Below are 25270 nucleotides of genomic sequence, written 5' to 3' on the forward strand. Positions count from 1 at the left end.
ATGAACCGCATCGATCCTCTTGAATGGGAAGACATGAGCGCATTGCACGACTTGCTCGCGCCGGTCAAAGACCGAATGGGATTTGTCCCGACCTCGCAGCGTGTCATGGCGCGCAAGCCCAAGATCCTCACCGCGTTTATCGGACTGACCCGAGCGGTCTATGATCCGGACGCAGAGACACCTTTGCCGTTGCGCAATATGGTGGCCATGGTCGCCTCGCAGGCGGCGGGCTGCCTGTATTGTCAGGCCCATACCAGTTCCAATGCCAGCCGCGCGGGTCTCTCTGCCGAGAAAATTGCTGCCGTCTGGGAATTTGAAACCCACCCGCTGTTTGACAACGCAGAACGCGCCGCCCTGCGGTTTGCGCTTGCGGCGGGGTCTGTGCCCAACGCCGTCACGGATGAGATCGTGGAAGATCTGAAGCAGCATTTTTCACAAGACCAAATTGTCGAGTTGATGGCCGTGGTCGCCATGTTCGGCTTCCTCAACCGCTGGAACGACAGCATGGCCACCGGCCTTGAGGACGAACCGCTCAGTTTTGCCGAAAACAATCTGGCCGATACGCCCTGGCAACCCGGCAAACACAAAACCTGATCATTTACCGTACACGGAAAGGAACCGCTCATGCTTTCGCAAGACCAGCGCCAGGCGGCTGCCGACGCGCTTTATACTGCCGATCTTAACCGCACCATTATCGAGCAGCCCAGCAAACAGTGGCCAGAGATGGAATTAGAAGACGCCTATGCGATTCAGGCGCTTTGGGCGACACGTCGTATCGCAGACGGGGCCAACGTCATTGGTCACAAAATTGGACTGACCAGCCGCGCGATGCAAAAGGCCTCCAAAATGACCGAACCGGATTATGGCGTTATGCTGGATGACGCCTTGTTTCGTGATGGGGCAACCATACCCGCGGACCGGTTTGTCAAACCGCGTCTGGAAGTGGAGCTTGCCTTTGTCATGGGGACGGATCTGGAAGGGCCAGGATGTGAAAGCCACGATGTGTTGCGCGCAACAGAATTCGTGACCCCGGCCATGGAAATTATCGACTATCGAACAGAGGTCCCGCGCGCGATCACCGATACGATTGCCGATAACGCTGCGTTCGGCGCAATCGTTTTGGGCGGCCAGGTTTTTCGCCCCTTTGACCATGACCTGCGGTGGATCTCCGCCACCCTGTCGCAAAATGGCGTTATCGAGGAAACGGGCGTCTCCGCCGGCGTCATGGGGCATCCGGCGGCAGGGATCGCCTGGTTGGTGCGCAAATTGCACGGCGTCGGTGCCAAGCTCGAAAAAGGGCAGATCGTTCTGGCGGGGTCATTCACGCGCCCGATTGACATCACGTCAGGTGATGTGGCGACGGCGGACTACGGACCGCTGGGGCAGATCAGTGTGAAATTTGACTAGGATCAGACATGCAACTTCCGAAAAACCTTTTTAAACAAAAACTGATCGCTGGTGAGCTGCAATTTGGCGTCTGGCATTCGCTGGGTGGCCCTGCCGTTGCTGAAATGCTCGCCGTGGCTGGCTATGACTGGATTCTGATCGATACCGAACATTCCCCGGTGGAGGTGACAGGCGTTCTGCCAGCCCTTCAAATGATCGCAGCCTACCCCGATACCTCGGCAATCGTTCGCCCGGCGTCAAATGACACCGTGTTGATCAAACGTCATCTGGACCAGGGGGCGCAGACGCTGCTTATTCCCTATGTTCAGAACGCCGAAGAAGCCGCCGAAGCCGTTGCCGCAGTCCGCTATCCGCCCGTTGGGCGACGTGGTGTTGCTGGTTTGACCCGCGCCAGTCGATTTGGATCGGTGCCCGACTATGCACGCCAGGCCGAGCAGGAGCTGTGTGTCATCGTGCAGGTCGAAACCATGGAGGCCATTGAAAACCTGGATGCCATCTCGGGAACCGACGGTATTGACGCTGTTTTCATTGGGCCCGCTGACCTAGCCGCCAGCATGGGATACCCGGGGAAACCCAACCATCCGGCGGTGCTGGATCAAGTGCGTTTGATCTGTAAGCGGCTGGCCGACAAAAACGTGCGGTGCGGAATTTTGACCCTGAACCCAAAGTTCGCACAAGAGTGCATAGATATGGGTGTCGATTTTATCGCGTCGGCGATGGATTCATCGCTGTTGATGAAGGGACTGGCCGAAAACAGGACATCACTTGGCACCAAGAGACCCCAAAAAGATGGGGCTCCGCGTTCTTAGGCCTGCAACAAGCGCTCGCGGGCTATGACGGTAAGACCATCGGGGTACGTTCTGCAATGATGTCCAAACTTTCTGCGCCAAGAGCGGCAGTCTTGGATGTCAGGACCGCATCGAAAAAATGATCTTCGTGCCGCGACGGGCAATGTGCCGCTGCCAATATTGGCGCTGTGCGCACAGTGCCCCCGGTCAACAAAGTCGCGCTTATCGGGATCCGGGAAGTTGACCACATTCATGCTCACGCCTGTCGCCCCGCCGTTTGAGCGCTAGCTTGGTTTGATCTCATTTGCCAAAGCGCCAAGGTTCACAGGGCGCGCAACCGGCCTTGCGCGCATCTGGTCAGGCGGTGTTGTTGCACCCGCGGTTTCGGCCAACAATGCTGCGTTTTTCAGACAGGTTCGGCCTCCGCACCAGCCCATCCCACAGCGTGTATTGCGTTTGATCGCATCCAAGCTCAGATGCCCCGCTGATGTCGCCTGCTTCAAACGGCCAGCAGTCACACCCTCGCAGCGGCAAATGGTCGTCTCATTATCCATCCAAGACGTAATTCCGGCGGGCAATTCCAGCGTCCGGCGAAGCCCGGACTGAAATCGCTCTTGCTGCGCCCGAATACGTTCCTGCGGTTGGTTTTTTGGCGCAGACTGCCCTTTTGCATGTGCTGCTGCGGCTGCGCCAACGATGTACCCTTCGGCCTCGGCATTCAGCGCGCCGCGCAGGCCGGCCCCGTCTCCGGCCACAAACACGCCTGGTACCGAGGTCTGCCCACCACGGTCCGCGACGGGCAACCATCCGCCCCGAATTGCATCATAACGATGCGCAGCCCCTGCCATGCGCACCAGCTCGGTATTTGCGGTAAACCCGTGGTTCAAAAGCAAAAGGTCAACTTCACGATCTTGGCAGGTGGTCAAATCCGGAGATCCGTCACGGTTCAGCTTCGCTAAGGTCACACCCTCCAGTCGCTCATCCCCATGTGCCCGAATTATCGCGTGGCCAGATTTGTAAAATACGCCCCGTGACGCCAGCTGCCAAAGGTACTGCAGCCCCTCTCTCATGATCTTTCGTCCGGCCCAAACCGCAGCTGGATCCAGCAGCGCCTTCATCGGACTGTTAACCAAGGAAAGCACTTCGATTTTCCCGCCAGCCAGCGCCAATTGTGCTGCCACGGCAATGGGGAGAGCCCCCGCCCCGGAAATCGCGATTTTGTCTCCGGCGCGAACGCCCTGCGCCTTCAACAACGACTGTGCCGCGCCGGCATACATCACGCCCGGCAGCGTCCAACCGGGAAATGGAACCGTATATTCGCTGACACCGGTCGCCACCACAACGGCGTCAACGTTCAGCCGTTCAGACTGATCGAAGGTCGAAATCTGAACTTCAGGCCCCTCATACAGACTATGCGCTGTGGTCTCAAAGCGCAGATCAATCTGATCTTTGATCTGCTCGAAGGCCTTTAGCAGCTTTTTTTTCCGGGCAAGTTCGGTTGGCAATCCCACGGGCGGAAGCTGTAACTCAGCCGCGCCTTGGCGATAGATTTGCCCCCCCTCGCGCGGGGCGTCGTCGATAATTGTCACTGCTGTGCCGGCGTGATGCGCGGCGATTGCCGCTGCCATGCCTGCGGGGCCAGAGCCCACAATTGCAACACGCGCGTTCATTTCAGACCCTTTTGACGCTTCACAATCATTCCCGGTGCCGCAGGCGTCACGCAGCTCCGCGTATTTGGGCGCCCGTCGATGACACAGCGGCACTCCCAGCACACGCCAATCCCGCAAAGTAACCCGCGCGGGCTGTCTGTTTCAGAGACGCGCAAAAATCTTTGGTCTGCCGCCAGAAGTGCGGCACCGATCGACTCTCCGGGCCAGGCCTCTACTTCGTTTCCTTCAAAAAAGAATTTGAAGGGCTGACCGCCCCGTGGAGCAATGCGTCGATTATTTTGGCCCGGTTTGGTCATTTCAATTTGATCACATCATCCAAGCAGATCTTGCGCGCGATCCGACATCGTTTCGGCCGAAGTTCGAGCCTCAACGTCCTGACCGTCTTCGATCAGTTTGGAGACCTGCAAACCCCATGTCCAAATTAAGTCACGATAGCTTTCCACCGCGTCATTGAGGTAGGAGAGCCGAATAGAATTTTCGTGCAGCCGCATGAATTCGAGCGCCAAATATCTGTTGCGTGACGCGCGTCCAATTGCACCCAAGAGCGCCAAAACATCCGCATACTCAGGATTTTCAATGCCTTCAATTTTCGCCCTGTGGTCCCCAATGTGCGCTTGTTTCCGACGCATTTGAGCACGGGCAGCTGAATAACAGATGGCTTGGCTTATGCTTTTGAACGCTTCAAAAAACGCAGGGAGACCACTTGGAACGGGATCAGCAACAATTGTACTTTTGTTCGGACGCAAGACGACCAGATTCTCAGCGGACAAGCGCGTGATCGCCTCGCGCAACGGCGTCCGCGAGATCGAGAAGCGTTCGATCATCTCCCTTTCGATTACAGGCGTATTCGGGGGGATTTGCCCTTCAATGATGGCTTGCTTGATTTGTGCGTAAGCAAATTTGAGGCCGCTCCCTTTTTGCAGGATAGACGTCTGTGATTTTGGCTGCATTTCATGTTCCCAAACGGCAAAGGACGTTACACGACTCGCTTACATGCGAAAACTTTAGTATGCACGGTGTACGCAAAGCAAGTCACAAAAGGAGGTTTCTCTTTGCTTACTTTCGAAAAAACTGCCAGCCAACTCTAAAAGCAATCAGCGGCATTGCGCGAAAGATATCGAAGAATACGGCTCTGAAAAAGCTCCGCGTGCTGCAGGCCAATCTCTCCGGAAAGTTCAACATTACCGTAGGCGATGGCTTCGACAGTTGCCCGGTGTTCCTGGATAACTTGATCCAGGTGCAGATCACGCCCTTCTGCCTGATAAGAAAAACACACGCCCGCCAAACGTTCACTTTCAAACAAGAGCCGCATGTAAAACGTTTCTAGGTGATAGTTCTTGGCAGCGCTGGCAATCGCAGCGTGAAAGGACCGGTTCAGCTCGGCCAAATCGGCCCCGTTATTGCCGAAGCAAGATACAAAAGCATCTTCCGCTTTTTTAATGGCGGCAATATCAGCGGCGACCGCATTCGTGGCCGCCAGCTCATAGATCCGCTTCTGTGCAAAAGCCAAAGCTTCGATGAAGGCCGGGAAATCCGTCAGCGTCAAAGGCGCAACAATTGCGCCACGGTTTGGTGTGATAACGACCAGCTGCTCGGACCACAGGCGGTTCAAAGCTTCGCGCAACGGCGTTCTTGACACACCGAACACCTCAGCGAGGGACTTTTCATCCAGATCGCTGCCGGGCTCCAGCTCCAATTCAAGAATCTTACGCCTAATCTCTGAATAAGCTCGGTTGGCGTGTTCTCCACGCCGCTTAATCTTACCGGGCTTCTCCAGATTCATGCATCAGCTTTCCATTAACAACCCCGCTGCGGAGAAACCGCCGTCTACCGGCAAGGTGTGACCTGTGATGTAGCGCGCTTCATCAGATACAAGAAAAAGTGTGGCTGAGGCAACCTCTGAAGGGGTTGCGTAGCGCTTTATTGGCAAAACGCCGTGCCACTTTGCACGTGTATCGGGGCCATGCATCTGCTTGATCATTGGCGTATCTACCGGTGCAGGCGCAACAGAGTTCACTGTGATACCGGCCCCACCGAGTTCAGCGGCCATCATTTTGGTCAGCATTTCCACGCCGCCTTTTGCCACCGAATAGGCACCGCGACCCGTGATCGCGCGAATGCCATTCACGGATGACATATGCACAATGCGACCGTCACCCTGGGCAACCATGATTTTCGCGGCAGCCTTTGAACAATAGAACAATCCGGTCAGATTGACGTCGATCACACGCTGCCATTCATCTGGCTCGATTTCGATGATCGGCTTGACCAGCGGCACCGCTGCACTCGCAACAAGAATGTCCAGTCGGCCTTCGACCTGGGTGATTTTGTCAAAGGCGGCCGTGACCGCCTCTGCATCACCGACATTGAGCACTTCGCCGCGGGCATTTTCGCCCAATGTCGCGAGCGCTGCGTTCAAATTGTCTTCGTTCACATCGAAGATCACGACACGTGCGCCTTCTTCAAGAAAGGCCTGTGCACATGACAGGCCAATCCCGCTAGCACCGCCAGTAATCGCTGCAACTTTGTTTGATAGTTTCATTTCGGCTTCCCCGATTACGTCTGATCCTGCGGCCGAGCGCCAAAGCCGCCGCCGCCTGGTGTTTCCATTACGAAGACATCGTTGACATCGACATCAATGGCATCATTGCCACTCAGCTCGACAATTTCGCCATTGGCGCGTTGAACCGCGTTGCGTCCAACCTTGCCGTTGTCCCCGCCGTTCATGCCCTGTGGTGGAACAGAGCGGTGAGAGGTCAATACCGTTGAGGTCATTGGCTCCAAGAAGCGCAAGCGCCGAACGATGCCATCGCCCCCTGAGTGCTGACCCGCGCCACCAGAACCGCGACGAATAGAAAATTCGTCAATCCGAACCGGGAACCGCCACTCCAACACCTCAGGGTCTGTCATGAGCGTGTTGGTCATATGCGAATGCACCGCATCAGTGCCGTCAAAATCTGGACCAGCGCCGGTGCCACCGCAGATGGTTTCATAGTTCTGGAAGGTGTCATTCCCCCAAATGTGGTTGTTCATCGTCCCTTGGCTGCCCGCGATGACGCCCAATGCACCGTAAAGCGTATCCGCGATGGATTGGCTGACTTCGGTATTGCCGGCAATAACGGCTGCTGGGTAGGTCGGGTTGATCATCGTGCCTTCGGGGACAATGATGGTCAAAGGTTTCAAACACCCTTCATTCATAGGAATGTCCGAGCCGACCAATGTTCTAAAGACATACAAAACAACCGCGTGGCAGATCGAGACAGGCGCGTTGTAGTTGCCCTTGTCTTGCGCGGATGTTCCGGTGAAATCGATCACCGCTTCGCGCGTTTTCTGGTTCACGCTGATGTCGACTTCGATCTGAAGACCCGAGTCGAGGTGATAGACATTGTGCCCATCAGTCAAAGCCCCCAGCACGCGGCGTACGCTTTCTTCCGCGTTGTCCTGGACGTGCAGCATATAAGACTGCACCGCCTCGACACCGAACTGATCCACCATTTTGCGCACTTCCTGCGCGCCGGTTTCATTGGCTGCGATTTGCGCCGCGAGGTCCGCGATATTGTTATCAATATTGCGACAAGGATATGGGCCGGATGCAAGAAGCTTGCGTGTTTCTGCCTCAAGGAAGGTGCCTTGATCAACGAGCTTGAAATTGTCGATCAGCACGCCTTCTTCATCAATATGAGTTGAATCCGGTGGCGCAGATCCGGGGGTCTTACCGCCGATATCTGCATGGTGTCCGCGCGACCCCACAAAGAAGAGAATATCGGTACCCGCATCATCAAAGACCGGCGTGATCACCGTGACATCCGGCAGGTGGGTGCCGCCGTTAAACGGTGCGTTTAGCATGAACACATCACCGGGCTTCATATTGCCGCGGTTCTCACGAATGATGGTGCGCACGGATTCACCCATCGACCCAAGATGCACAGGCACGTGCGGCGCATTGGCCACCAGCCCACCTTCCGGATCAAACAAGGCACAGGAAAAGTCCAGACGTTCCTTGATGTTCACCGAATAGGCCGTATTCGCGAGTGTTGCGCCCATCTGCTCGGCGATGGACATAAACAGGTTGTTGAACACCTCAAGCATCACCGGGTCCGCTTCTGATGCGACCAGTTCGATGTTGCTGCGCGGCACAACGCGATCAAGCACCAGGTTGCGGAACGCATCCATGGTTGCGCGCCAGCCTGGCTCGACGATGACTGTACCGGTTTGTTCAGAAATAATCGCAGGCCCAAGGATCTGATGCCCTGTCTTCATTTCTTCACGCAGGTAAAGTGGCGCATCTTGCTGATCGCCAGAAATGCTCATTTCCACAGTGTCAGCCGGGACAGGATCGGTTCCATCTGCTTCGGTGCGATGGTCTGGGACCGATTCTGCGACACCGATGCCTTCAACAGACAATGCCTCAAAGACGACATCGCGATCGGTATCGGCAAATCCGTAGATTGATTTATGCGCCTCGTTGAACGCGGCGCGCATTTCCTCAGCGGTCCCAAAAGGCACCTCGAGCGCCTGGTGCGACCCGGTATACCGGAGGTGGGCCCGTTTGAGCGCGGAGATTTCGTTGCGCTCAGAGCCTTGAGCCGCGACCTCTTCAAAGGCGCTCTCTTCCATCGCTGCGACCTCAATCGACGCCGCCTCAGCAGTCTCTGCGTTCAAAGGCTTGTTGAACTGGCTTTGACGTAGGGCCCGGACCTCTGCGAGGCCCATGCCATAGGCTGACAGAACCCCTGCGTAAGGATGCACCAGAACCTCGCTCATCCCCAGAGAGTCTGCGACAAGACACGCATGTTGCCCCCCTGCTCCGCCAAAGCAGACCAAGGAATAAGACGTCACATCATAGCCGCGTTGCACCGAAATTTTCTTGATGGCGCGCGCCATGTTTTCAACTGCGATGCGCAGGAAACCTTCTGCAACTTCTGCCGGGCTCATCAGGGGTTTGCCCGTTTCGCGCGATATCTGCTCTGCGAGCTCAGAAAATTTGCTCTTTACAACGTCGACATCCAAAGGTTCGTCGGCGTTTGGACCAAAGACATTCGGGAAGTGATCCGGCTGAAGCTTACCCAATAGGACGTTACAATCGGTGATCGTCAAAGGACCGCCGCGGCGATAACAGGCAGGCCCTGGGTTGGCCCCCGCACTATCCGGGCCAACCTGGAAACGCCCATCCCGGAAGCTCAGGATCGACCCACCACCTGCGGCCACAGTATGGATGTTCATCATCGGGGCGCGCATGCGCACACCGGCAACTTCGGTTTCCAGCGAACGCTCGTATTCACCGGCGAAATGGCAGACATCCGTCGAGGTGCCCCCCATGTCAAAACCGATCAGTTTGTGCATTCCGGCTTGTTCGGATGTTTTCACCATACCGACCACGCCCCCGGCAGGGCCGGACAGAATTGCGTCTTTGCCCTTGAACATCGAGGCGTCGGTCAAGCCGCCGTGCGACTGCATGAACAGCAAGCGTTTGTTGTCCTGCTCTCCAGAGGACAATGCGGTCCGCACCTGCTGTACATAGCGCCTTAGAATTGGCGACAAATAGGCGTCCACAACAGTTGTGTCGCCGCGCCCGACAAGTTTCATGAGCGGGCTGGTTTCGTGACTCGTCGAGACTTGTTCAAACCCGATTTCACGGGCGATTTCAGCTGCGCGAACCTCATGAACATTGTTCTTATAGCCATGCATGAACGCGATTGCGACCGAACGAATCCCCTGCGCATAAGAGCTTTGCAGCGCGTCACGAACCGCCTGTTCATCCAGTTCAGTCAGGATGTTCCCCTCGGCATCCAGCCGCTCCGGAATTTCCGAAACGTTTTCATAGAGCATCTCTGGAAGCTGGATATTCAGATCGAAAATGCGCGGTCTGTTCTGGTAGCCAATGCGAAGCAGGTCGCCAAACCCTTTGGTGATCAACAACAGCGTGCGATCCCCCTTACGCTCCAACAGAGCATTGGTGGCGACAGTGGTGCCCATTTTCACGGTGTCGATCGTGTGCGGCGGAATTGGCTGCTCTTTTTCAAGACCAAGCAATTCACGAATACCCTGCACCGCCGCGTCTACATATTGCTCCGGGTTCTCCGAGAGCAGTTTATGCGCTTGAAACGTTCCATCCGGCTTTCTCGCAACGATGTCAGTAAAGGTGCCACCACGGTCGATCCAAAATTGCCACACGTGCCTATTCTCCTGAAAGCCAAAGCTGGTTTGTCATATGTCAAAATATAGTATGCTTAAAGTATACTAAAGAAAAGGCCTAAACGACATTCCGTATAAAAAATTGGGAAATTCTTCCGGTGCTGCCGTCGTGCAGCACGGGTTCTTGCGCCCCAAAATGCTTCAACCTGCACTCAGAGATCATACGATTTTGTGGTGCTCGAAATCTTGTTTTCCATTGCATTTAAGCTCCCACGCGATAAATAGTATACACTGTGTAGTCAAATTTGACAGCGCGAAATCCATGAAAAAGGTTCCAAGCGAATGAAACGTCTATATCTTTCCGGTGAGTATTGCGCTCCGCTGAGCGAGCAGGAAACGAATGAAATACTGATCGATGCGCTTGGCGTTCTGTCGGAATGCGGCGTGGATTTCGAGGACGAAAACGCACGTCAGACCCTCGCCAAACTTGGCGCGCGTGTGTCCGGCAATACAGTACGATTCGATCCGAATCTGGTTAAAGACATGTTGGGCCTCGCCCCCAAAAGCGCCAAACTCTACGCGCGCAACCCGGCTTATGACGTCGAACTTGGCACCACCGAAACAGTTGCGACACCGATTTACGGCACAACACACGTACTTGATCCCGATGGGACCAAACGCGATGGCACCCTCAGTGATCTTGTGGCGTTTCACAAAATGGCCCAAGCCTCAGCAGAGCTTCAAAACGTTGGTTCCAACATTGTCGAGCCAACCGATATTCCGCCCGCATTGCGCCATCTAGAAACAATGCGCTCTGTCTTGGTAAATTGCGATAAATCCTTCATGCCAGTGACCTCCTCCCGAGATGCGGCGGTTTCAGCGCTTGGTCTGGCAGGTGTACGCGCCGAGGATTCTGTTGCAATGGCGCGCATCGCGCTTGGCGAAAAATTCGATCGCGGTGCGTCCATGGTCGGTGTCGCAACATGTGTCACGGCTCTGACATGGGCAGCCCCCGCCTTGGACGCGATGCGTATTTTTGCTGAATCCGGTCAGGCCATCATGCTTGCGCCCTTTGCGGTCATTGGCGCGAACGCCGCCGCTGAGCCGCGCGCTTTGCTCACCCAGATTACTGCCGAAATTCTCTCCGCGCTTGTGTACTGTCAGGCAATCAGACCAAATACCATTGTGCTCTTTGGCCCCCATTTCGCGATGCGCAGCGATCGCCGGGATATTCCACAAGTCGCCGTGGATCGTATGCTGGCCGCGAGTGGTCAGATTGCGCGTTTGCTGTCTCTCCCCTTCCGCGCGTCTGGGGGGCTGACAAATGCGCCGGTTCTGGACGTTCAATCCGCAACGGAAGCGTCAGACGCCTTGAACACCTCGCTGATGGCGGGCGCTCAGTTCTTGTTTCATGCCGCTGGCTGGCTTGAGAATGGTCTGACGATTTCCAAAGAAAAGTTTGAGTACGACTGCCAGCTTTTGGCAAAAACGCGCTTTCGGCAGCAGGGGCTTGATCTTTCAGGCGGTGCCAATGCCAAAGACGCGCTTGTGGCCTGGGGGGCCGGCAAATCACACATGGAAGATCCTGCAACGCAGGACGCGCTAAAACAGAACTATCAACTGTCGACTGAGCAGACGCAGCCAGACTTTATCGAGTTGACCGCATCGGCGCGCGCTGAGCTCGACACGTTTGTGCGGGACCGCAGCGCAGCGCTTGAGGCGAGCTAAAAGCCTCGGGGTCACAATTCCACACAAAAAAAGTCGCTGAGAAACTCAGCGACTTTTCTTTTGCACAGTAACCCCAGCCCTTGGCGTAGCTGCATTGCCTAGCGGCTAGATGGTCAGCAACTCCCCCTCAAGCTTACCCGTGCGGAAGCGCGAAGGTGCCAAGACTTTGGAGGGATGGTTGGTGGTCCCCGTCAGAACAATTTCGGACATCACGCGCCCCATGGCTGGTGACAACATGATGCCCTTGTAGGCCGAAACAGCAACATAGAGGTTTGGACAGTCGGTTTCGCCCATCACTGCCTGCATGTCCGGCGTCTTGGAAATGAGCCCTGTCCAACACCGCAACACTGCCGCATCCGCCAAGAACGGCAATTTTTCCACCGCCTTTGAGGCACAGGCATGCAACCAGCCTGGCGCGGTGACATCGCTCGCGGTATTTGCCATTTCCGTCGTGAGCGTCAGGATCAGGTTCCCACGCTCCAATTGTTTGACGAACAACCCATCGGCGGGAAAGCCGATTGATGTGTTCAAGATGACTTGGGTTGGCTCTGTGACCATCGCGGCTTTGCGCTGCTTTGTCACCGGGAGGTCAATCCCAATGGGCTCCAGCAAGTCAGGCGCATCAAAGTCGGTGCAAACGATGACTTTGGCGGCGTTCACTTGTTCCGTGGCCGTATCCAGAACAAACCCTTGTCCAGACGGTTCAATTTTCAGAACATTGCGCAGATAGTCGACCTGTACACCAAGATCTCTACAAGAGGTCAGCAGCGCATCCAGATACCGAAAGGGGGACAAAGTCCCGCATTCAGGGCCAAAAAGCCCGCCGTGAATGTTTTCGGGCGCAAGATGCCGACATCTGTCACGGGTTTCGTCCGCCGACAAAAGCTCGGACTTTACGCCGAGCCTTTCAAGCGTGGCGGAAGAACTCTCAAGCTTGGTAAGCATTGATTGATCTGTCGCAACCAACAGATAGCCGTCTTCTTTAAAATCGATGCCGCGTGGATAGGAAAACTCCTCTTCCGCGTTGCGAAACACATCCAGGCTTTCTTTGCTCAGAAGGATGTTGAAATCGCGCGACCAAAGTGTCCGAAAGGCCGACCCGTTCCGACCCGATCCACCAGACGCAAAATCGCCTTTGTCGATCACCAGAACACTGAGCGACGGGTCCCGTTGCTTTAGTGATCTTGCGCAGGCAAGACCGACCGCACCCCCGCCGATAATGGCCACATCTGCTGTCTGCATCATCTGAATTGCGTCTTATTTTCCAGAATTTCAACGTGCCTATTGGATTCGGACACGCCCACCCAAACGACAGCCACCCCATGCACCAGCACGGACAATGACAGCCTTGGACGCAGGAGCCGAACAAGAGGTGCGGCTCCTGCGTTGTGATCAGTCCCTTACGACCATGACCGAACAGTCTGCGTGTCGCACGACACGCGCCGCATTCGGGCCAAGCAAATAGTCACTAAGCTCTGGCCGATGTGAGTTCATGATGATCAGATCAACCTTCGCCTTACGCGACAGGCTGATGATCTCATCATAGACTGAACCCGACGCGATGTGCAGCTGTATCTGGTCATTGGGCAGATCAATGTCATCGCCAATGCGTTCGATCGCTGCGGTTACGGCAGCCTTGTTCTTTTGCGAAAACTCCTTTGGGAAGATATTCGCCGCATATTGCCCAAGCCGCGGAACGACAGAAAGAACATGCAACACAGCGCCGGAGGCCCGTACCATTTGTACTGCGGTCTCAATGGCCTTGGAACTAGAAGCGGTATTTTCTGGATCGATGGGTAAGAGGATAGCTTTATACATTTTTTGGACCTCGTGACGCACGCATGCGTTGAAGCGTGATGATCAACGCGACCAGTGCCAATAGTGGAAGTATCAGCCAGTTGGGATTGATCCGCTCCACAGGACGTTGCAGTGCAAGCACCTGCCAATCATAATCCAAACCACTTGTTTGGGCCTGCCCACCAAAGCTCAGATTGGAAACGATCAGGTTTTCGCCGTCTGGCTCAAGTTCAAGTCCTGCGGACTCAAACAGGACCGTTTCAGCATCCTGGGTGCCATCTCCTTTCAGGGTCAGCAAGACCTTCTTGGAAACGATCGCACCTGACAGGTTTTCGCCTTCGGCAAGCAACCGTACATTCATTTCACCCTGCAGACCGTCAGCAATTTGCATCAAGGCTGGCGCAGGTTGTGTCTCAAACGGTGGCTGAACCTGATCAAGCAGGGTCGCCGGGCGCAAGAGCAAGATCGCGATGACGACAAGTGCGATAGATTCCCAGAGGCGTGATTTTGCAAAAAAGTACCCCTGGGTCCCTGCCGCAAAGATCACCATCGCCAACAAGGACGACCCAATCACGACGGCAAACTGCCAGGCACTGTCAATTCCGATCAGCAAAAGTGCTGGGTTGAGCACAAAGATGAAGGGAAGAATTGCGGTCCGAAGCCCGTAGACAAAAGCAATCAGACTTGTGCGCAGCGGGTTAGACCGCGCCACGGCGGCACCTGCGAAAGCATCGATCGCAACTGGCGGCGTCGTCCCAGACAGCAGACCAAAGTAGAACACGAACAAATGCACAGCAATTGGTGGAACTTCGATCCCTTGTTCTGCAGCGAGTGTGACAAAGGGATGCGCCATAATTGCTGCAACAACAATATAGTTCGCCGTCGTCGGAAGACCCATGCCAAGCACAACGCACATGGCCGCGGTCAGCAACATCATCAAGAAGAAGCTACCCCCAGACAGTGTTTGAATGATCTCAGTCATCAACAGGCCCAGACCGGTCGCGGACACAACGCCAACGATAATCCCGGCGGCCGCCATCGCGACGGTGACACCCGTCATGTTGCGGGCCCCCGCGATCAGACCACTGACAAGGTCAGCCGCGCCATCACGCCAGAGTGACGACGTCACCGGACGTTTATGGGCGAGCGCCATCAGCGGTTTCTGTGTCAGCAGTAGCACGAAAATCGACAAGATCGCCCAGGACACAGACAATGCTGGCGAGAAGCGTTCGATCATCAGGCACCAGACCAACACACCGATGGGCAGGATGTAGAACAGACCCGCCAAGAAAATCGGCAGTGCCGCAGGCACCTTCAGCAATGGTGCATCCGGATCGTCGACTTCAATTTCAGGATAGCGACGGGATGTCCAAATCAGGCCGATGTAAAGCGCTGCCAAAATCAGCACAGTCACGATCAGGGCGTTATCCCCGAAGACAGCGCCAATCGTTTCAAAGAGGAAGTAAAGCGCAAACGCGACGCCCGACAGCAAAATGATGGTCAGAACAGAGCGCATCAAGCGTTGGGTGCCAGAATACGTGACAGCACGTTCCAGAACAGACATCCGGCCCTTCAGCGCTTCGATATGCACGATGCAATAGAGCCCAAAGTAGGAGATGAATGCCGGAATGAAGGCATGGGTGATAACTTCAAAATAGCTAATGCCGACGAACTCCGCCATCAGGAATGCGGCTGCACCCATGATCGGGGGCATGATCTGCCCATTGATTGAGGACGAAACTTCGATGGCACCGGCTTTCTCAGGCGAGAACCCCACACGCTTCATCAAAGGGATGGTGAATGTGCCGGTGGTGACGACGTTCGCAATGGCCGATCCCGAGATCATGCCTGTCAGGGCCGATGAAATCACGGCAGCTTTTGCCGGGCCGCCACGCAAATGCCCCAGCAAGCCAAAGGACAGCTGGATGAAATAATTGCCGGCTCCGGCCTTATCCAAAAGGCTGCCAAACAGCACGTAAAGAAAGATGAACCCACTGGATACGCCCAGAGGCAAGCCGAACACACCCTCGGTTGAGAGCCACATGTGTTCGGTAAACCGGTTCACCGAAAGCCCGCGATGCGAAATGATCTCTGGCATGTACGGACCGAGGAAAGCATAGCCGATAAAGACGACGCCGATGATCACCATCGGAATGCCAAGGCCCCGGCGCGTTGCTTCGAGCAATAGCGCCAAGCCCGCGAATGCGACAAAAAACTCAAGATCGGTGCGGGCACCGCCTGAACGCAATACCACGCTTTCGTAGTTTACGACCGTGTATAGACAGGTGCTGACCGCGATCAGACATAGAATTATATCCAAGAGCGGGATCTTGTCGCGACGCGATCGAGAGGTTGCCGGAAAGGTCAGAAAGACCAAGCCCAGCGCAAACGCGAGGTGGATAGACCGTTGCAACGTGTCGTTGAGAATTAAGAAATCAAACCAAAAGGGAAATGGCGATGCAATCCACAGCTGATAGATCGACCAAAGTAATGCTATACCAGCAATTATTTTATGCGCTGATCCTGTGAGATTGCGCCCTCCCAGATCATTTTCTTCAATGAGCCGTGCATGATCGACGGTTTTTTCAGCCGAGTTTTCCATGTGCATCCATTTCAAAAAAAAGAGCTCTGGAACGGTGTCCAGAGCTCATGAGTTTCAGGGAGGATTTATTTGAGCAAACCGACTTCGCGGAAGTAACGCTCTGCACCAGGATGGTAAGGTGCTGTGCGACCTGCGGTCGCTGCGGTTTCGATCTGAACCGCATTGTACATTGGCGACTGAGCTTTGAAGGCCTCAAAATCGTCAAACACGGCTTTCACCATGTTGTACACAACATCTTCTGGCGTATCTTTATGCGCGTTGATTGTCGCCGGTGTACCCCAGCTTACAACTTCTTCCTCTTGACCTTTGTAGGTACCCGCCGGGATGACCACTGGGATAACAAAGGGTTGCTCTTCCATTTTTGCAGCAACAACTTCATCGTTCCAGGACACGACTTTCGCGTCACATGTATTTGTGGCTTCCAGGATCGAAGCTGCGCCAACTGCGGTCGGATAGAAGAAAGCGTCGATTTTGCCATCACAAAGGGCCTGAGCCTGTTCTTTGGATGTCAGTTTTGTTTCTTGCTTGAAGAAAGTGTCCGCTTCTACGCCATAACGCGCCAGCATTTCATAAACCTGCGCTTCGGTACCGGAGCCGGCGTTGCCTGTGTTGACAACTTTGCCTTCAAGACCACGGAAGTCTTCGATCCCGGAATCGGCGCGTGTCACAATATGTGCTGCGTCCGCGTGCAGGGAGAAGAGGAAGCGCAGATCTTCGTTCTTGCCATCTTCGGCGAAGCGGTCAGAACCATTCCAAGAGTGATATTGCCATGCAGACATCGCGATACCAACTTCAAGGTCGCCAACCTGAATCGAACGCATGTTGGCAACAGAGCCACCGGTTGACTCAACGGTACAACGAATGTTGTGGCCATTGTCTTTGCGGCTTTTGTTCAGAACGTTGCAGATAAAACCACCGGTTGGGTAGTACCCACCGCCGATACCGGCCGTACCGATGTTAACATACTGCCGATCTTGCGCGACGGCACCTGTCGCCATTACAGCGGACAAACCTGCAGCAAATGTGAACTTTGTGAATTTTCCCATGTTGGATATTCCTTTTCCAAGCGTTTCGGATTTGTTTTGTTTTCTATCAGTCTGATGAATCATGCGACCTCTTCGTGGGTCGTTTTTTTGATCGAGACAGGTTTCCAACGGCGCGGCATCAAAGGGCGAGGGATCATACGGTTCCCCGCATATTTCGCTAAGCCAGGTCTTATGATCAAACCCCCTAATTTGGATGCCTAATGCACTCGATCTCATGTCGACTCCCTTGCCGTGAAGCACGCGCCACAATAAATTGCATATTGTACGTATACTATTTTGGCAAGCGTAAACTAACTTCCTTTTTCTGAAAGCAGCCCGCTCTAAGGAGCATCTGACACAGAAAATTCCTAGATTTTCAAGCCAATCCCTTGAGAATTTCTCGATTAGCGCGGCTGTTTTCCTGCGTTTTGGCACTCTTCCATTTATGAATGAGCGCGTCGCAAAGGCCGAAAAATCTCTCTCAGGATCACCACCAAGGAATGAAAAGCAGCACGCAATCCGTCTAGAGTGCCAAAAGACCACCCATTAAATTTGGCCGATGTTATTCTGCTTTTTTCGCGCCCTGCGCACTCGGTCCGAAGGTTTCAAAGTGGATGTGGTCGCTGGGCACGCCCTGCGCTTCTAGGCCGGCTTTGATATCCGACAAAAAGGGCCGCGGACCGCACATTAAGAACTGCGCCTCGCTTAATCGACCCAGCCCCTCGGCTGCGGCAATCACCTCTGCTGCCGTGATGTGGCCCGCACGATCAAAATCGATGCCGCGCTGATCACCTGGTGCCGGCCGACTAAAAAATAGGCATTTGCTCACATTGGCATGCTGCGCCACAAGCGCGTTCACCTCGCTTGCAAGCGCGCTCTCGCGCCCGTTACGGGCGGCATGCAGAGAACACGCCCGGCGCTCTTTGCCCGCGAGCGCATGAAGGATCGGCAGCATAGGCGTGAGGCCCACCCCGGCGCTGATCAAAATCACGGGGCCGGTGCCCTTGGGGATGCCAAAGCTGCCTTCCGGCGGCATCGCTTCGATCACATCGCCGGGGCGCAGCGTGTCATGCAGGAACCGCGACATCAGCCCCTGCTCTTCACGTTTGATACTGAGCCGATATTGCGACCGGTCCATCGCCCGCCCCGACAGCGAATAGCTGCGCTTTGTCGGCCCGCCCTGCCCGGGAATCTGAACCGCAATCGGCAGGTGCTGCCCCGGGCGGGCCGGATCAAGCGGCTGGCCGTCAACGGGCGTAAAGTAAAAAGAGCTGATCTGCTCGGCCTCTTTGACCCGCTCCACCAGCCGCAGCTTGCGCGCCCGATCATCCAGTCGCTGCCAGCGCAGCCGCAGCGCTGCCTGCCGGTCGATAACAGCGTCAATCTCCACCTCGATCATGCGCCAGGCGTCGGGGTCATGCGCGCCTTCTGGGCTCCAGTCGATCTTGGCGCGCCCGCTCAAATGCAAGAGCCGACCGCTCGCAAAATCCACAAGCAGCAACCCGATACGCGGATCTGTCATCAGGTTGCCAATGGTGTTGAAAAAATTATTGCCCGCATAGTCAGGGATCAGCAGTCGGCGGGGGCTGGCAACATGCGCAAAGCCCGGTGCCCCGCCCCGATGGGACGCATCATACCCGTTGGACCGCGCCCCTGCCGCGCCCTGATGACCAGAGCCGATGAAAAGGGTGTCGGCCCCCTTGATCAGGGTGATCTGGTCCTCGGTGAGCTCGCTTGTGCGCTGCGCTGTGACCTCTTTCGCCGGGGCCACGCGTTGCAAACCGCGCGGGTGGATGTATTGCGGGCAATTGCCAAAAGTCTGGCGCATTCTAAGCGCCACGGCAGAGCCGCCCGGTTGAATTTCAGCGCTAAAGCGATTGCGCCGCCGGGTGGCCAGCTCGATCCCCAGCCCGCCAATATCGCCCCCCTCGGTGAACCGGTCAGCCAAAGGATCTTGCTTGCTGATCGCTGTATCAAGGACCAGATGTGTCGGGTCCGGCGAGGTAATGAAACCGTCGTCGCCCTCAACTAACGTGGTCCAGACCTGCCCCTGCGCATCGGCCCCAGAAAGCACCAGGAATGGCAAAGCAGTGTGAAATGCGCGATGCTGCTCTGGCAGGGCATCGCGGATAAAACCACCCGCCCATCGCGCCACATCGCCGACACCGGCCCGCGCCTGCGCGGCCCGCTCTCCGGCGTGAAATGGGTTTGGCTTGTTCAGCGAGGTCATCAGTGTCATCCCGGTTCGCGCCGCAGCCCGAAGGCCACGGCGACTGATTGCGTTACGCCAATTCAGGAATTGGAGAGCTCACCATCGGCACAAAGTTCGGCTGCGCCTCAACACGGGTCAGCCAAGCGCGGATATTGTCATAGGGGGCAAGGTCAACGCCGCCTTCGGGCGCATGGGCGACATAGCTATAGACGGCGACATCAGCGATCGTGATGTGATCGGTGGCCAGCCAGTCGCGGCCGGCCAAATGGGCGTCGACGATCTTGAAAAGCGCATGCGCTTTGCTGACAGCGGCCGCATGATCCAACGGGGCGCCAAATACCTTTACAAGGCGCGCGGCGCAAGGACCGGAATAGATGTTGTCCGCCGCCACTGTCAGCCAACGCTGTACTTCGGCCGCCTCTTTGGGCGCTTCGGGCAACCATGGGCCGCCTTTGGCATAGGTCTGCACCAAATAGATCAAAATTGCATTGCTGTCCGCCAGCGTGAAACCATCATCATTAATGGCGGGCACCAGGCCAAAGGGGCTCATCTTCAGGAACTCCGGCTGTTTATGGGCACCATTGGCCATGTCCATTTCAATGATGTCATAGGGCAGTTCCAGCAAGGACAGCATCAGTTCGACGCGGTGGCTGTGACCGGATTTGGCGGCGCGATAAAGTTTGATTGGGGTCGTCATGGTCAGATCTTTCATTGTTGGTGGCTGTCTCAGGCCAATGTGGTCAGCCTCGGGTGATCCCTTGTTTCATCGGGGGTAGCTGAACCGTAACTCACGCCAAAAAACGAATGAATATACCAAAAATAAAAGATACTATTTTGGGAAATGATGATAATAAACCTGTATGGACCGCCTACAGACCCTCGAAGTTTTCATTGCCGTGGCCGAAGCGGAAAGTTTCGCCGCCGGAGCCCGTCGCCTTGGCATCAGCGCGCCATCGGCCACGCGCGGTGTCAACGCGCTGGAAGACCGCCTGGGCGCACGTCTGTTCACGCGCACGACGCGCCAGGTGCGGATGACCGACGTTGGGCGCAGCTATCTGGAGGATGCGCGCCATATCTTGGCGCAACTTCAAGCCGCCGATGATGCGGCGGCAGGCGCGATGGCCAACCCGGTGGGAAAGCTGCGCATCACCTGCTCCAATGAATTTGGGCGCATCTATGTCACGCCCATCCTGACCGAGTTTCTCGATACCTACCCCGATGTGAGCGCGGATGTCGTCATGGTCGACCGCGTGGTCAATATGGTGGAAGAGGGCTTTGACGTTGCCGTGCGCATCGGGCCTTTGCAATCTTCGGGCCTGACTGCGGTACGTGTCGGCAGCGTGCGGCGTATTGTGTGCGGCGCGCCGCTGTATTTTAAGCGCCACGGCGAACCCAAACACCCGAACGACCTCAGCAACCATCGCATTGTCTCTGCCGCGCCCGTCAGCCCGACCACCGAATGGCGGTTTGGGCGCGATCAATCAGAGATCGTGCGCCTGACGCCGCGCCTGCGCCTGAGCAGCATTGCCGCGGCGCGCACCGTCGCGATGCAGGGCTGGGGCTTGGTGCGCATATTATCGTATCAAGTGGGGCCAGAACTTGAGACAGGCCACCTGCGCGCAGTTCTGGAAGAGTACGAACCCGAACCACTGCCCATCCATCTGGTGCATATCGAAGGGCGCCGCGCCCCGGCCAAAGTCCGCACCTTCATCGACTTTGCCAAGGCGCGCCTGCGCAGCGTGCCCGTCCTGAGATAACAGAAAGGCGGTCAGCGGTCAGTGCAGCCTCCGCGCAGAAGCGCGCGGCGGTTGGGGCAATTCGATGTCTGAAGAGGAAAATGGCTGGGATGGTAGGATTCGAACCTACGGTACACTGTACCAAAAACAGTTGCCTTACCACTTGGCTACATCCCAACTGTGGAGCGCTGAATACGACTTCGGTTCAGCATGCGCAAGAGCCGAAAAGCAATTTTTCGTTCAAAATTCGAAAATTTTTTTCGCTTAGAATGATGCGCTGTTTTTGCTGAACAGTGCGGCGAATTCCCCGATCTGTGCGGGGGGCATACTAGCAAAAAAGGGGCGCGCCCGCCCCCCTTTTCAACCCGCTATGATGATGGGGCGGCGCGACTACAGCCGTTCTTTCAACAGCGCGCCGACCTGACCGAAGTCCATCTGGCCGGTGTATTTCGCTTTCAACACGCCCATGATTTTGCCCATATCCCGAATAGAGGTTGCGCCGGTTTCAGCGATTGCGGCGTCCAGGGCAGCCGAAACCTCGTCGTCGCTGAGTTTTTGCGGCAGGAACTCTTCGATGGTTTCGATTTCGGCCAGTTCACGTTCGGCCAGATCCAGCCGCCCGCCCTCTTCATAGGTGCGCGCGCTTTCCTGACGTTGTTTGACCATCTTGCTCAGGATCTTAAGCACATCCGCATCGCTCGCGCCCTCGTCCTTGCCTTCGCCGCGCAGCGCGATATCCATATCTTTGATTGCAGCATTGATCAGGCGCAGGGTCGAAAGACGAGCTGCGGCGCGATCTTTCATGGCCTGTTTCATTGCCTCTGTGATGGTGGCTCGCATGCTCATCCGCTAAATTTCCTGTTATTGTCAGTGAGGCTCGGACCATACTGAATTCCCCTCTGGGGTGCAAGATGCGACCCCATCAGGATAACTTATTGTAATTTAACAATTTTTTCGTTAAATTCTAACCTTGACGCAGCGGCGTTTGCGCCTTAGTTTCCCGACAATTTGTCCACACCCCGGAGAGTCGCTGCCATGGCCCAGGTGCCTTCAAACACCCCAACCGCTTGTCTTGCTCTAGCTGATGGGACCATTTTCTATGGTCGCGGCTTTGGGGCGACGGGTATCACCGTCGCTGAGCTGTGTTTCAACACTGCAATGACCGGATATCAGGAAATCATGACCGACCCGTCTTATGCGGGCCAGATCGTGACATTCACATTCCCGCATATCGGCAATACCGGCGTGAACAACGAGGATGACGAAACCGGCGATCCGGTGGCAGAGGGGATGGTTGTCAAATGGGACCCAACAGAACCCTCAAGCTGGCGCGCAACCGCGCGGCTCTCTGATTGGCTGACCAGCCGCAACCGCATTGCCATCGGCGGAGTGGACACCCGCCGGCTGACCCGCGCGATCCGGGCCCAAGGGGCACCACATGTTGCCTTGGCCCATGATCCTGATGGCAATTTTGACATCGCTGCGCTGGTTGAAAAGGCGCGGGAATTCTCTGGGCTTGAAGGCCTTGACCTCGCCAAAGATGTGACCTGCGCCCAAAGCTACCGCTGGGATGAAAAACGCTGGGCCTGGCCAGAGGGCTACAGCCGCCAGGACAACGCGCGCCACAAGGTTGTCGCCATTGATTTCGGGGCCAAACGCAACATCCTGCGCTGCCTCGCCTCTGCGGGCTGCGACGTGACCGTCCTGCCCGCCACGGCCACTGCCGAAGAGGTGCTGGCGCATAACCCCGATGGCGTGTTCCTGTCCAACGGTCCGGGCGATCCGGCCGCCACCGGCACCTATGCTGTGCCCATGATCCAGAAAGTGCTGGAACAGAAGGATCTGCCGGTGTTCGGCATCTGCCTGGGCCACCAGATGCTGGCGCTGGCACTGGGTGCTAAGACCATCAAGATGAACCATGGCCACCACGGGGCCAACCACCCGGTCAAAGATCATGAAACCGGCAAGGTTGAGATCACCTCGATGAACCACGGCTTTGCTGTGGACAGCCAGACCCTGCCCGACGGTGTGGTGGAAACCCACACCTCGCTGTTTGATGGATCCAATTGCGGCATCCGCATCGCGGACCGCCCTGTCTTTTCGGTGCAACACCACCCCGAAGCCAGCCCGGGCCCGCAAGACAGCTTTTACCTGTTTGAGCGTTTTGCCGAGCACATGGACAATTGCAAGTCCGCCTAAGCGTCGCCATTAACGCGCCCTTAAGCATAGGCCCCTCATCTTGCACAAAGATGAGGGGTTTTTCATGCAGATCGCCCATTCTGCACTGTTTCATTCGGCGGTGCCCAATCGGAGCGCGGCCCAAATTGGCGTCGCGCGACATCTGATCGAAACCGGGGCAATCCAGCCCTGGCAATTGTTCTTTGCGCGCAAAAAGCAAGAGGAATGGGACGCCACCTTAACCGAAGTGCTGCGCGGCGAAGAGTGGATCGACGAAGACACTGCCCTCGAGGCGGCGGCGGTGCATTTTGACACTCAGGTCGTCAATCTAAACGCAGCCCCACCGGACCCAACGCTGGCGCAGCTTCTGACACCAGAGTTTTGCCTGCGCCATTCGGTCTTGCCTTGGGTGGCCTTTCAGGGCGGCGACGATGCGCCCGGCTATATTCTGGCAACGAGCCGCCCGGAATATTTTGATGATCTGCGCGCGGAGTTGCCAGAGGCCCTGAGGACCGCCCAGATGGTGCTGGCCCCGGAACAGCAGATCCAGGCACAAATCGCCGCCGTGCATCGCGCGGATTTAACGACAGCCTGCGAAGCGCGTGTCGCGCCGCACGAAAGCTGCCGGGATATGGGGCAGTCACGCCTGCGGCGCTGCCTTTTGTTCCTGATGGGCCTCACGGCGCTGATGTATGCGCTTTGGCAGGATATGCAGACGACATTTGCCGTCCTCACCGCCATTGCCGTGGTGATGCAGCTGACTTCGGTGGCCATGAAAATTTCGGCCTTTTTCGCCAGTCGCGGGTTTGAAACAGAGCGCCGTGAGGCCCCGCCGGGCAGCAAACTGCCCAAGATTTCAGTGCTCGTGCCGCTGTATCATGAAAAAGAGATCGCAGGCGCATTGGTGCGCCGCCTCAGCGCGCTGACCTATCCCAAGATTCTGCTGGATGTGGTGTTGATCCTGGAAGAGCATGACACGCTGACCCGCGACGCTTTGTCGGAAACGACGCTGCCCGGTTGGATGCGGATCATCACCGTGCCCGACGGCAGTGGCCTGACGACGAAACCGCGGGCGCTGAACTATGCGTTGGATTTCTGCCGAGGCGACATTATCGGCATCTGGGACGCCGAAGACGCCCCCGCCCCCAACCAACTCGAGGTGATCGCTGCCCATTTTGCTGCCGCTGACCCAAACGTGGGCTGTCTGCAGGGTGTTTTGGATTACTACAATCCCTATACCAATTGGATGTCGCGTTGCTTTACGCTGGAATATTCCATGTGGTTTCGCGTGATCCTGCGTGGCATGGCACGGCTTGGTGCGGCGATCCCGCTGGGCGGCACAACGCTTTTTATGCGGCGACACGTTCTAGAAGATGTCGGGCGCTGGGATGCGCAGAACGTCACGGAAGACGCGGACCTTGGCGTCCGGCTTTGCCGCTATGGCTATCACACCGAGCTGGCCCATACCGTCACGCAGGAAGAGGCCAATTGCCAATTGCACCGCTGGGTCAAGCAACGCTCGCGCTGGCTCAAGGGCTATATGGTCACGTATTTCGTGCATATGCGCCGCCCACTCTCGCTGATGCGGGCCCTGGGCGCGCGGCGGTTTATCGGGTTTAACGTGATCTTCCTCAGCACGTTGGCGCAGTTTCTGCTTGCGCCTTTTGTCTGGAGCTTTTGGATCCTGGCCACCGGGGTCTATGCCCCCTGGTTTGGCGGCCTGCCCGATCCGGTGCTGGCCGCCGTCATCACACTGTTTATCGGGGTCGCGTTTCTGGACACGGCGCTGGCCGCCAGTTCGATGATCGGTCAGGGGCGCGATCCGCTGATCCGCTGGGCTGTGACCCTACCAATCTATTTTCCGCTCGCAACGCTGGGGGCCTATAAGGCGCTGTATGAATTGCTGATCAAACCGTTTTACTGGGACAAGACCGCCCATGGGCAAACGCTGGAGGGCCAGATTGCCGAATTTTCCGCAGTGGATACCTGACG

The 25270-nt window shown here is 56.3% G+C and carries 20 protein-coding genes and 1 tRNA gene; 7 read left to right on the top strand and 14 right to left on the bottom strand.

The genetic code is table 11. The features are described from left to right. The 3 genes from N6L24_RS07210 to N6L24_RS07220 are packed head-to-tail and all read left to right on the top strand — an operon-like array spanning nucleotide 1 to nucleotide 2216. A complete protein-coding gene (locus N6L24_RS07210; RefSeq protein WP_271844000.1) occupies nucleotides 1-594 on the top strand; it encodes a carboxymuconolactone decarboxylase family protein in 594 nt (197 codons plus the stop codon). A gap of 30 nt (nucleotides 595-624) precedes the next feature. Next, on the top strand, nucleotides 625-1407 hold the full coding sequence (hpaH, locus tag N6L24_RS07215; RefSeq protein WP_271844001.1) for a 2-oxo-hept-4-ene-1,7-dioate hydratase: 783 nt from the start codon (nucleotides 625-627) through the stop codon (nucleotides 1405-1407). An 8-nt stretch (nucleotides 1408-1415) separates the two neighbouring features. Next, complete coding sequence (locus tag N6L24_RS07220) at nucleotides 1416-2216, top strand: HpcH/HpaI aldolase family protein (RefSeq protein ID WP_271844002.1); 801 nt, start codon at nucleotides 1416-1418, stop codon at nucleotides 2214-2216. Between the two features lie 263 nt (nucleotides 2217-2479). Here the strand turns inward: N6L24_RS07220 and N6L24_RS07225 are convergent, their stop codons facing one another. The 6 genes from N6L24_RS07225 to N6L24_RS07245 form a co-directional block, all read right to left on the bottom strand. Beyond that, nucleotides 2480-3865, bottom strand: coding sequence for an FAD/NAD(P)-dependent oxidoreductase (locus tag N6L24_RS07225; RefSeq protein WP_271844003.1), 1386 nt, complete (start codon nucleotides 3863-3865; stop codon nucleotides 2480-2482). Further along, nucleotides 3862-4161: a (2Fe-2S)-binding protein gene (locus N6L24_RS15575; protein WP_442872586.1), complete on the bottom strand. Its 300-nt coding sequence runs from the start codon at nucleotides 4159-4161 to the stop codon at nucleotides 3862-3864. The genes N6L24_RS07225 and N6L24_RS15575 overlap by 4 nt, the downstream gene beginning before the upstream one ends. Before the next feature lie 15 nt (nucleotides 4162-4176). Next, on the bottom strand, nucleotides 4177-4815 hold the full coding sequence (locus N6L24_RS07230; RefSeq protein WP_271844004.1) for a GntR family transcriptional regulator: 639 nt from the start codon (nucleotides 4813-4815) through the stop codon (nucleotides 4177-4179). A 134-nt stretch (nucleotides 4816-4949) separates the two neighbouring features. Further along, the gene (locus N6L24_RS07235; protein WP_271844005.1) at nucleotides 4950-5648 is read right to left on the bottom strand and encodes a GntR family transcriptional regulator; all 699 of its coding nucleotides are present in this window, start codon (nucleotides 5646-5648) and stop codon (nucleotides 4950-4952) included. Between the two features lie 3 nt (nucleotides 5649-5651). Continuing rightward, nucleotides 5652-6407 (bottom strand): SDR family NAD(P)-dependent oxidoreductase, encoded by a 756-nt coding sequence (locus N6L24_RS07240; protein ID WP_271844006.1) that lies wholly within the window; start codon nucleotides 6405-6407, stop codon nucleotides 5652-5654. 14 nt (nucleotides 6408-6421) lie between these two features. Beyond that, on the bottom strand, nucleotides 6422-10039 hold the full coding sequence (locus tag N6L24_RS07245; RefSeq protein WP_271844007.1) for a hydantoinase B/oxoprolinase family protein: 3618 nt from the start codon (nucleotides 10037-10039) through the stop codon (nucleotides 6422-6424). Between the two features lie 303 nt (nucleotides 10040-10342). On the opposite strand from N6L24_RS07245, the gene N6L24_RS07250 reads away from it, so the two are divergent. Beyond that, complete coding sequence (locus N6L24_RS07250) at nucleotides 10343-11728, top strand: trimethylamine methyltransferase family protein (RefSeq protein ID WP_271844008.1); 1386 nt, start codon at nucleotides 10343-10345, stop codon at nucleotides 11726-11728. Nucleotides 11729-11833: 105 nt separating this feature from the next. Here N6L24_RS07250 and N6L24_RS07255 read toward each other — a convergent pair whose 3' ends face one another. The 6 genes from N6L24_RS07255 to N6L24_RS07280 form a co-directional block, all read right to left on the bottom strand. After that, nucleotides 11834-12973, bottom strand: a complete 1140-nt coding sequence (locus N6L24_RS07255) for an NAD(P)/FAD-dependent oxidoreductase (protein WP_271844009.1) — start codon at nucleotides 12971-12973, stop codon at nucleotides 11834-11836. A 147-nt stretch (nucleotides 12974-13120) separates the two neighbouring features. Beyond that, a complete protein-coding gene (locus N6L24_RS07260) occupies nucleotides 13121-13546 on the bottom strand; it encodes a universal stress protein (protein WP_271844010.1) in 426 nt (141 codons plus the stop codon). After that, nucleotides 13539-16133 (bottom strand): TRAP transporter permease, encoded by a 2595-nt coding sequence (locus N6L24_RS07265; protein ID WP_334312319.1) that lies wholly within the window; start codon nucleotides 16131-16133, stop codon nucleotides 13539-13541. Before N6L24_RS07265 ends, N6L24_RS07260 begins: the two co-directional genes overlap by 8 nt. 59 nt (nucleotides 16134-16192) lie before the next feature. Then, nucleotides 16193-17236 carry a TAXI family TRAP transporter solute-binding subunit gene (locus N6L24_RS07270; protein WP_271844012.1) on the bottom strand — a complete coding sequence of 348 codons (1044 nt, stop codon included), beginning with the start codon at nucleotides 17234-17236 and terminating at the stop codon, nucleotides 16193-16195. A gap of 478 nt (nucleotides 17237-17714) precedes the next feature. Then, entirely contained in the window at nucleotides 17715-19382 is a 1668-nt protein-coding gene (locus tag N6L24_RS07275; protein ID WP_271844013.1) for an FAD-binding oxidoreductase, read from the bottom strand. A gap of 52 nt (nucleotides 19383-19434) precedes the next feature. Further along, nucleotides 19435-20061, bottom strand: coding sequence for a glutathione S-transferase family protein (locus N6L24_RS07280; RefSeq protein WP_271844014.1), 627 nt, complete (start codon nucleotides 20059-20061; stop codon nucleotides 19435-19437). A gap of 163 nt (nucleotides 20062-20224) precedes the next feature. Between N6L24_RS07280 and N6L24_RS07285 the strand changes: the two genes are divergently transcribed. Next, nucleotides 20225-21121: a LysR family transcriptional regulator gene (locus tag N6L24_RS07285; protein WP_271844015.1), complete on the top strand. Its 897-nt coding sequence runs from the start codon at nucleotides 20225-20227 to the stop codon at nucleotides 21119-21121. 81 nt (nucleotides 21122-21202) lie between these two features. Here N6L24_RS07285 and N6L24_RS07290 read toward each other — a convergent pair. Further along, a tRNA-Gln gene (locus N6L24_RS07290) sits at nucleotides 21203-21277 on the bottom strand. A gap of 213 nt (nucleotides 21278-21490) precedes the next feature. Beyond that, nucleotides 21491-21946 carry a GatB/YqeY domain-containing protein gene (locus tag N6L24_RS07295; RefSeq protein WP_271844016.1) on the bottom strand — a complete coding sequence of 152 codons (456 nt, stop codon included), beginning with the start codon at nucleotides 21944-21946 and terminating at the stop codon, nucleotides 21491-21493. Nucleotides 21947-22135: 189 nt separating this feature from the next. On the opposite strand from N6L24_RS07295, the gene carA reads away from it, so the two are divergent. Both carA and N6L24_RS07305 read left to right on the top strand, forming a co-directional pair. Beyond that, on the top strand, nucleotides 22136-23299 hold the full coding sequence (gene carA, locus N6L24_RS07300) for a glutamine-hydrolyzing carbamoyl-phosphate synthase small subunit (RefSeq protein ID WP_271844017.1): 1164 nt from the start codon (nucleotides 22136-22138) through the stop codon (nucleotides 23297-23299). Between the two features lie 64 nt (nucleotides 23300-23363). After that, nucleotides 23364-25268, top strand: coding sequence for a glycosyltransferase (locus tag N6L24_RS07305; protein ID WP_271844018.1), 1905 nt, complete (start codon nucleotides 23364-23366; stop codon nucleotides 25266-25268). Nucleotides 25269-25270: the final 2 nt, after the last annotated feature.

Origin of the sequence: Cognatishimia sp. SS12 (assembly GCF_028369055.1) — a bacterium.
Taxonomy (GTDB): Bacteria; Pseudomonadota; Alphaproteobacteria; order Rhodobacterales; family Rhodobacteraceae; genus Cognatishimia.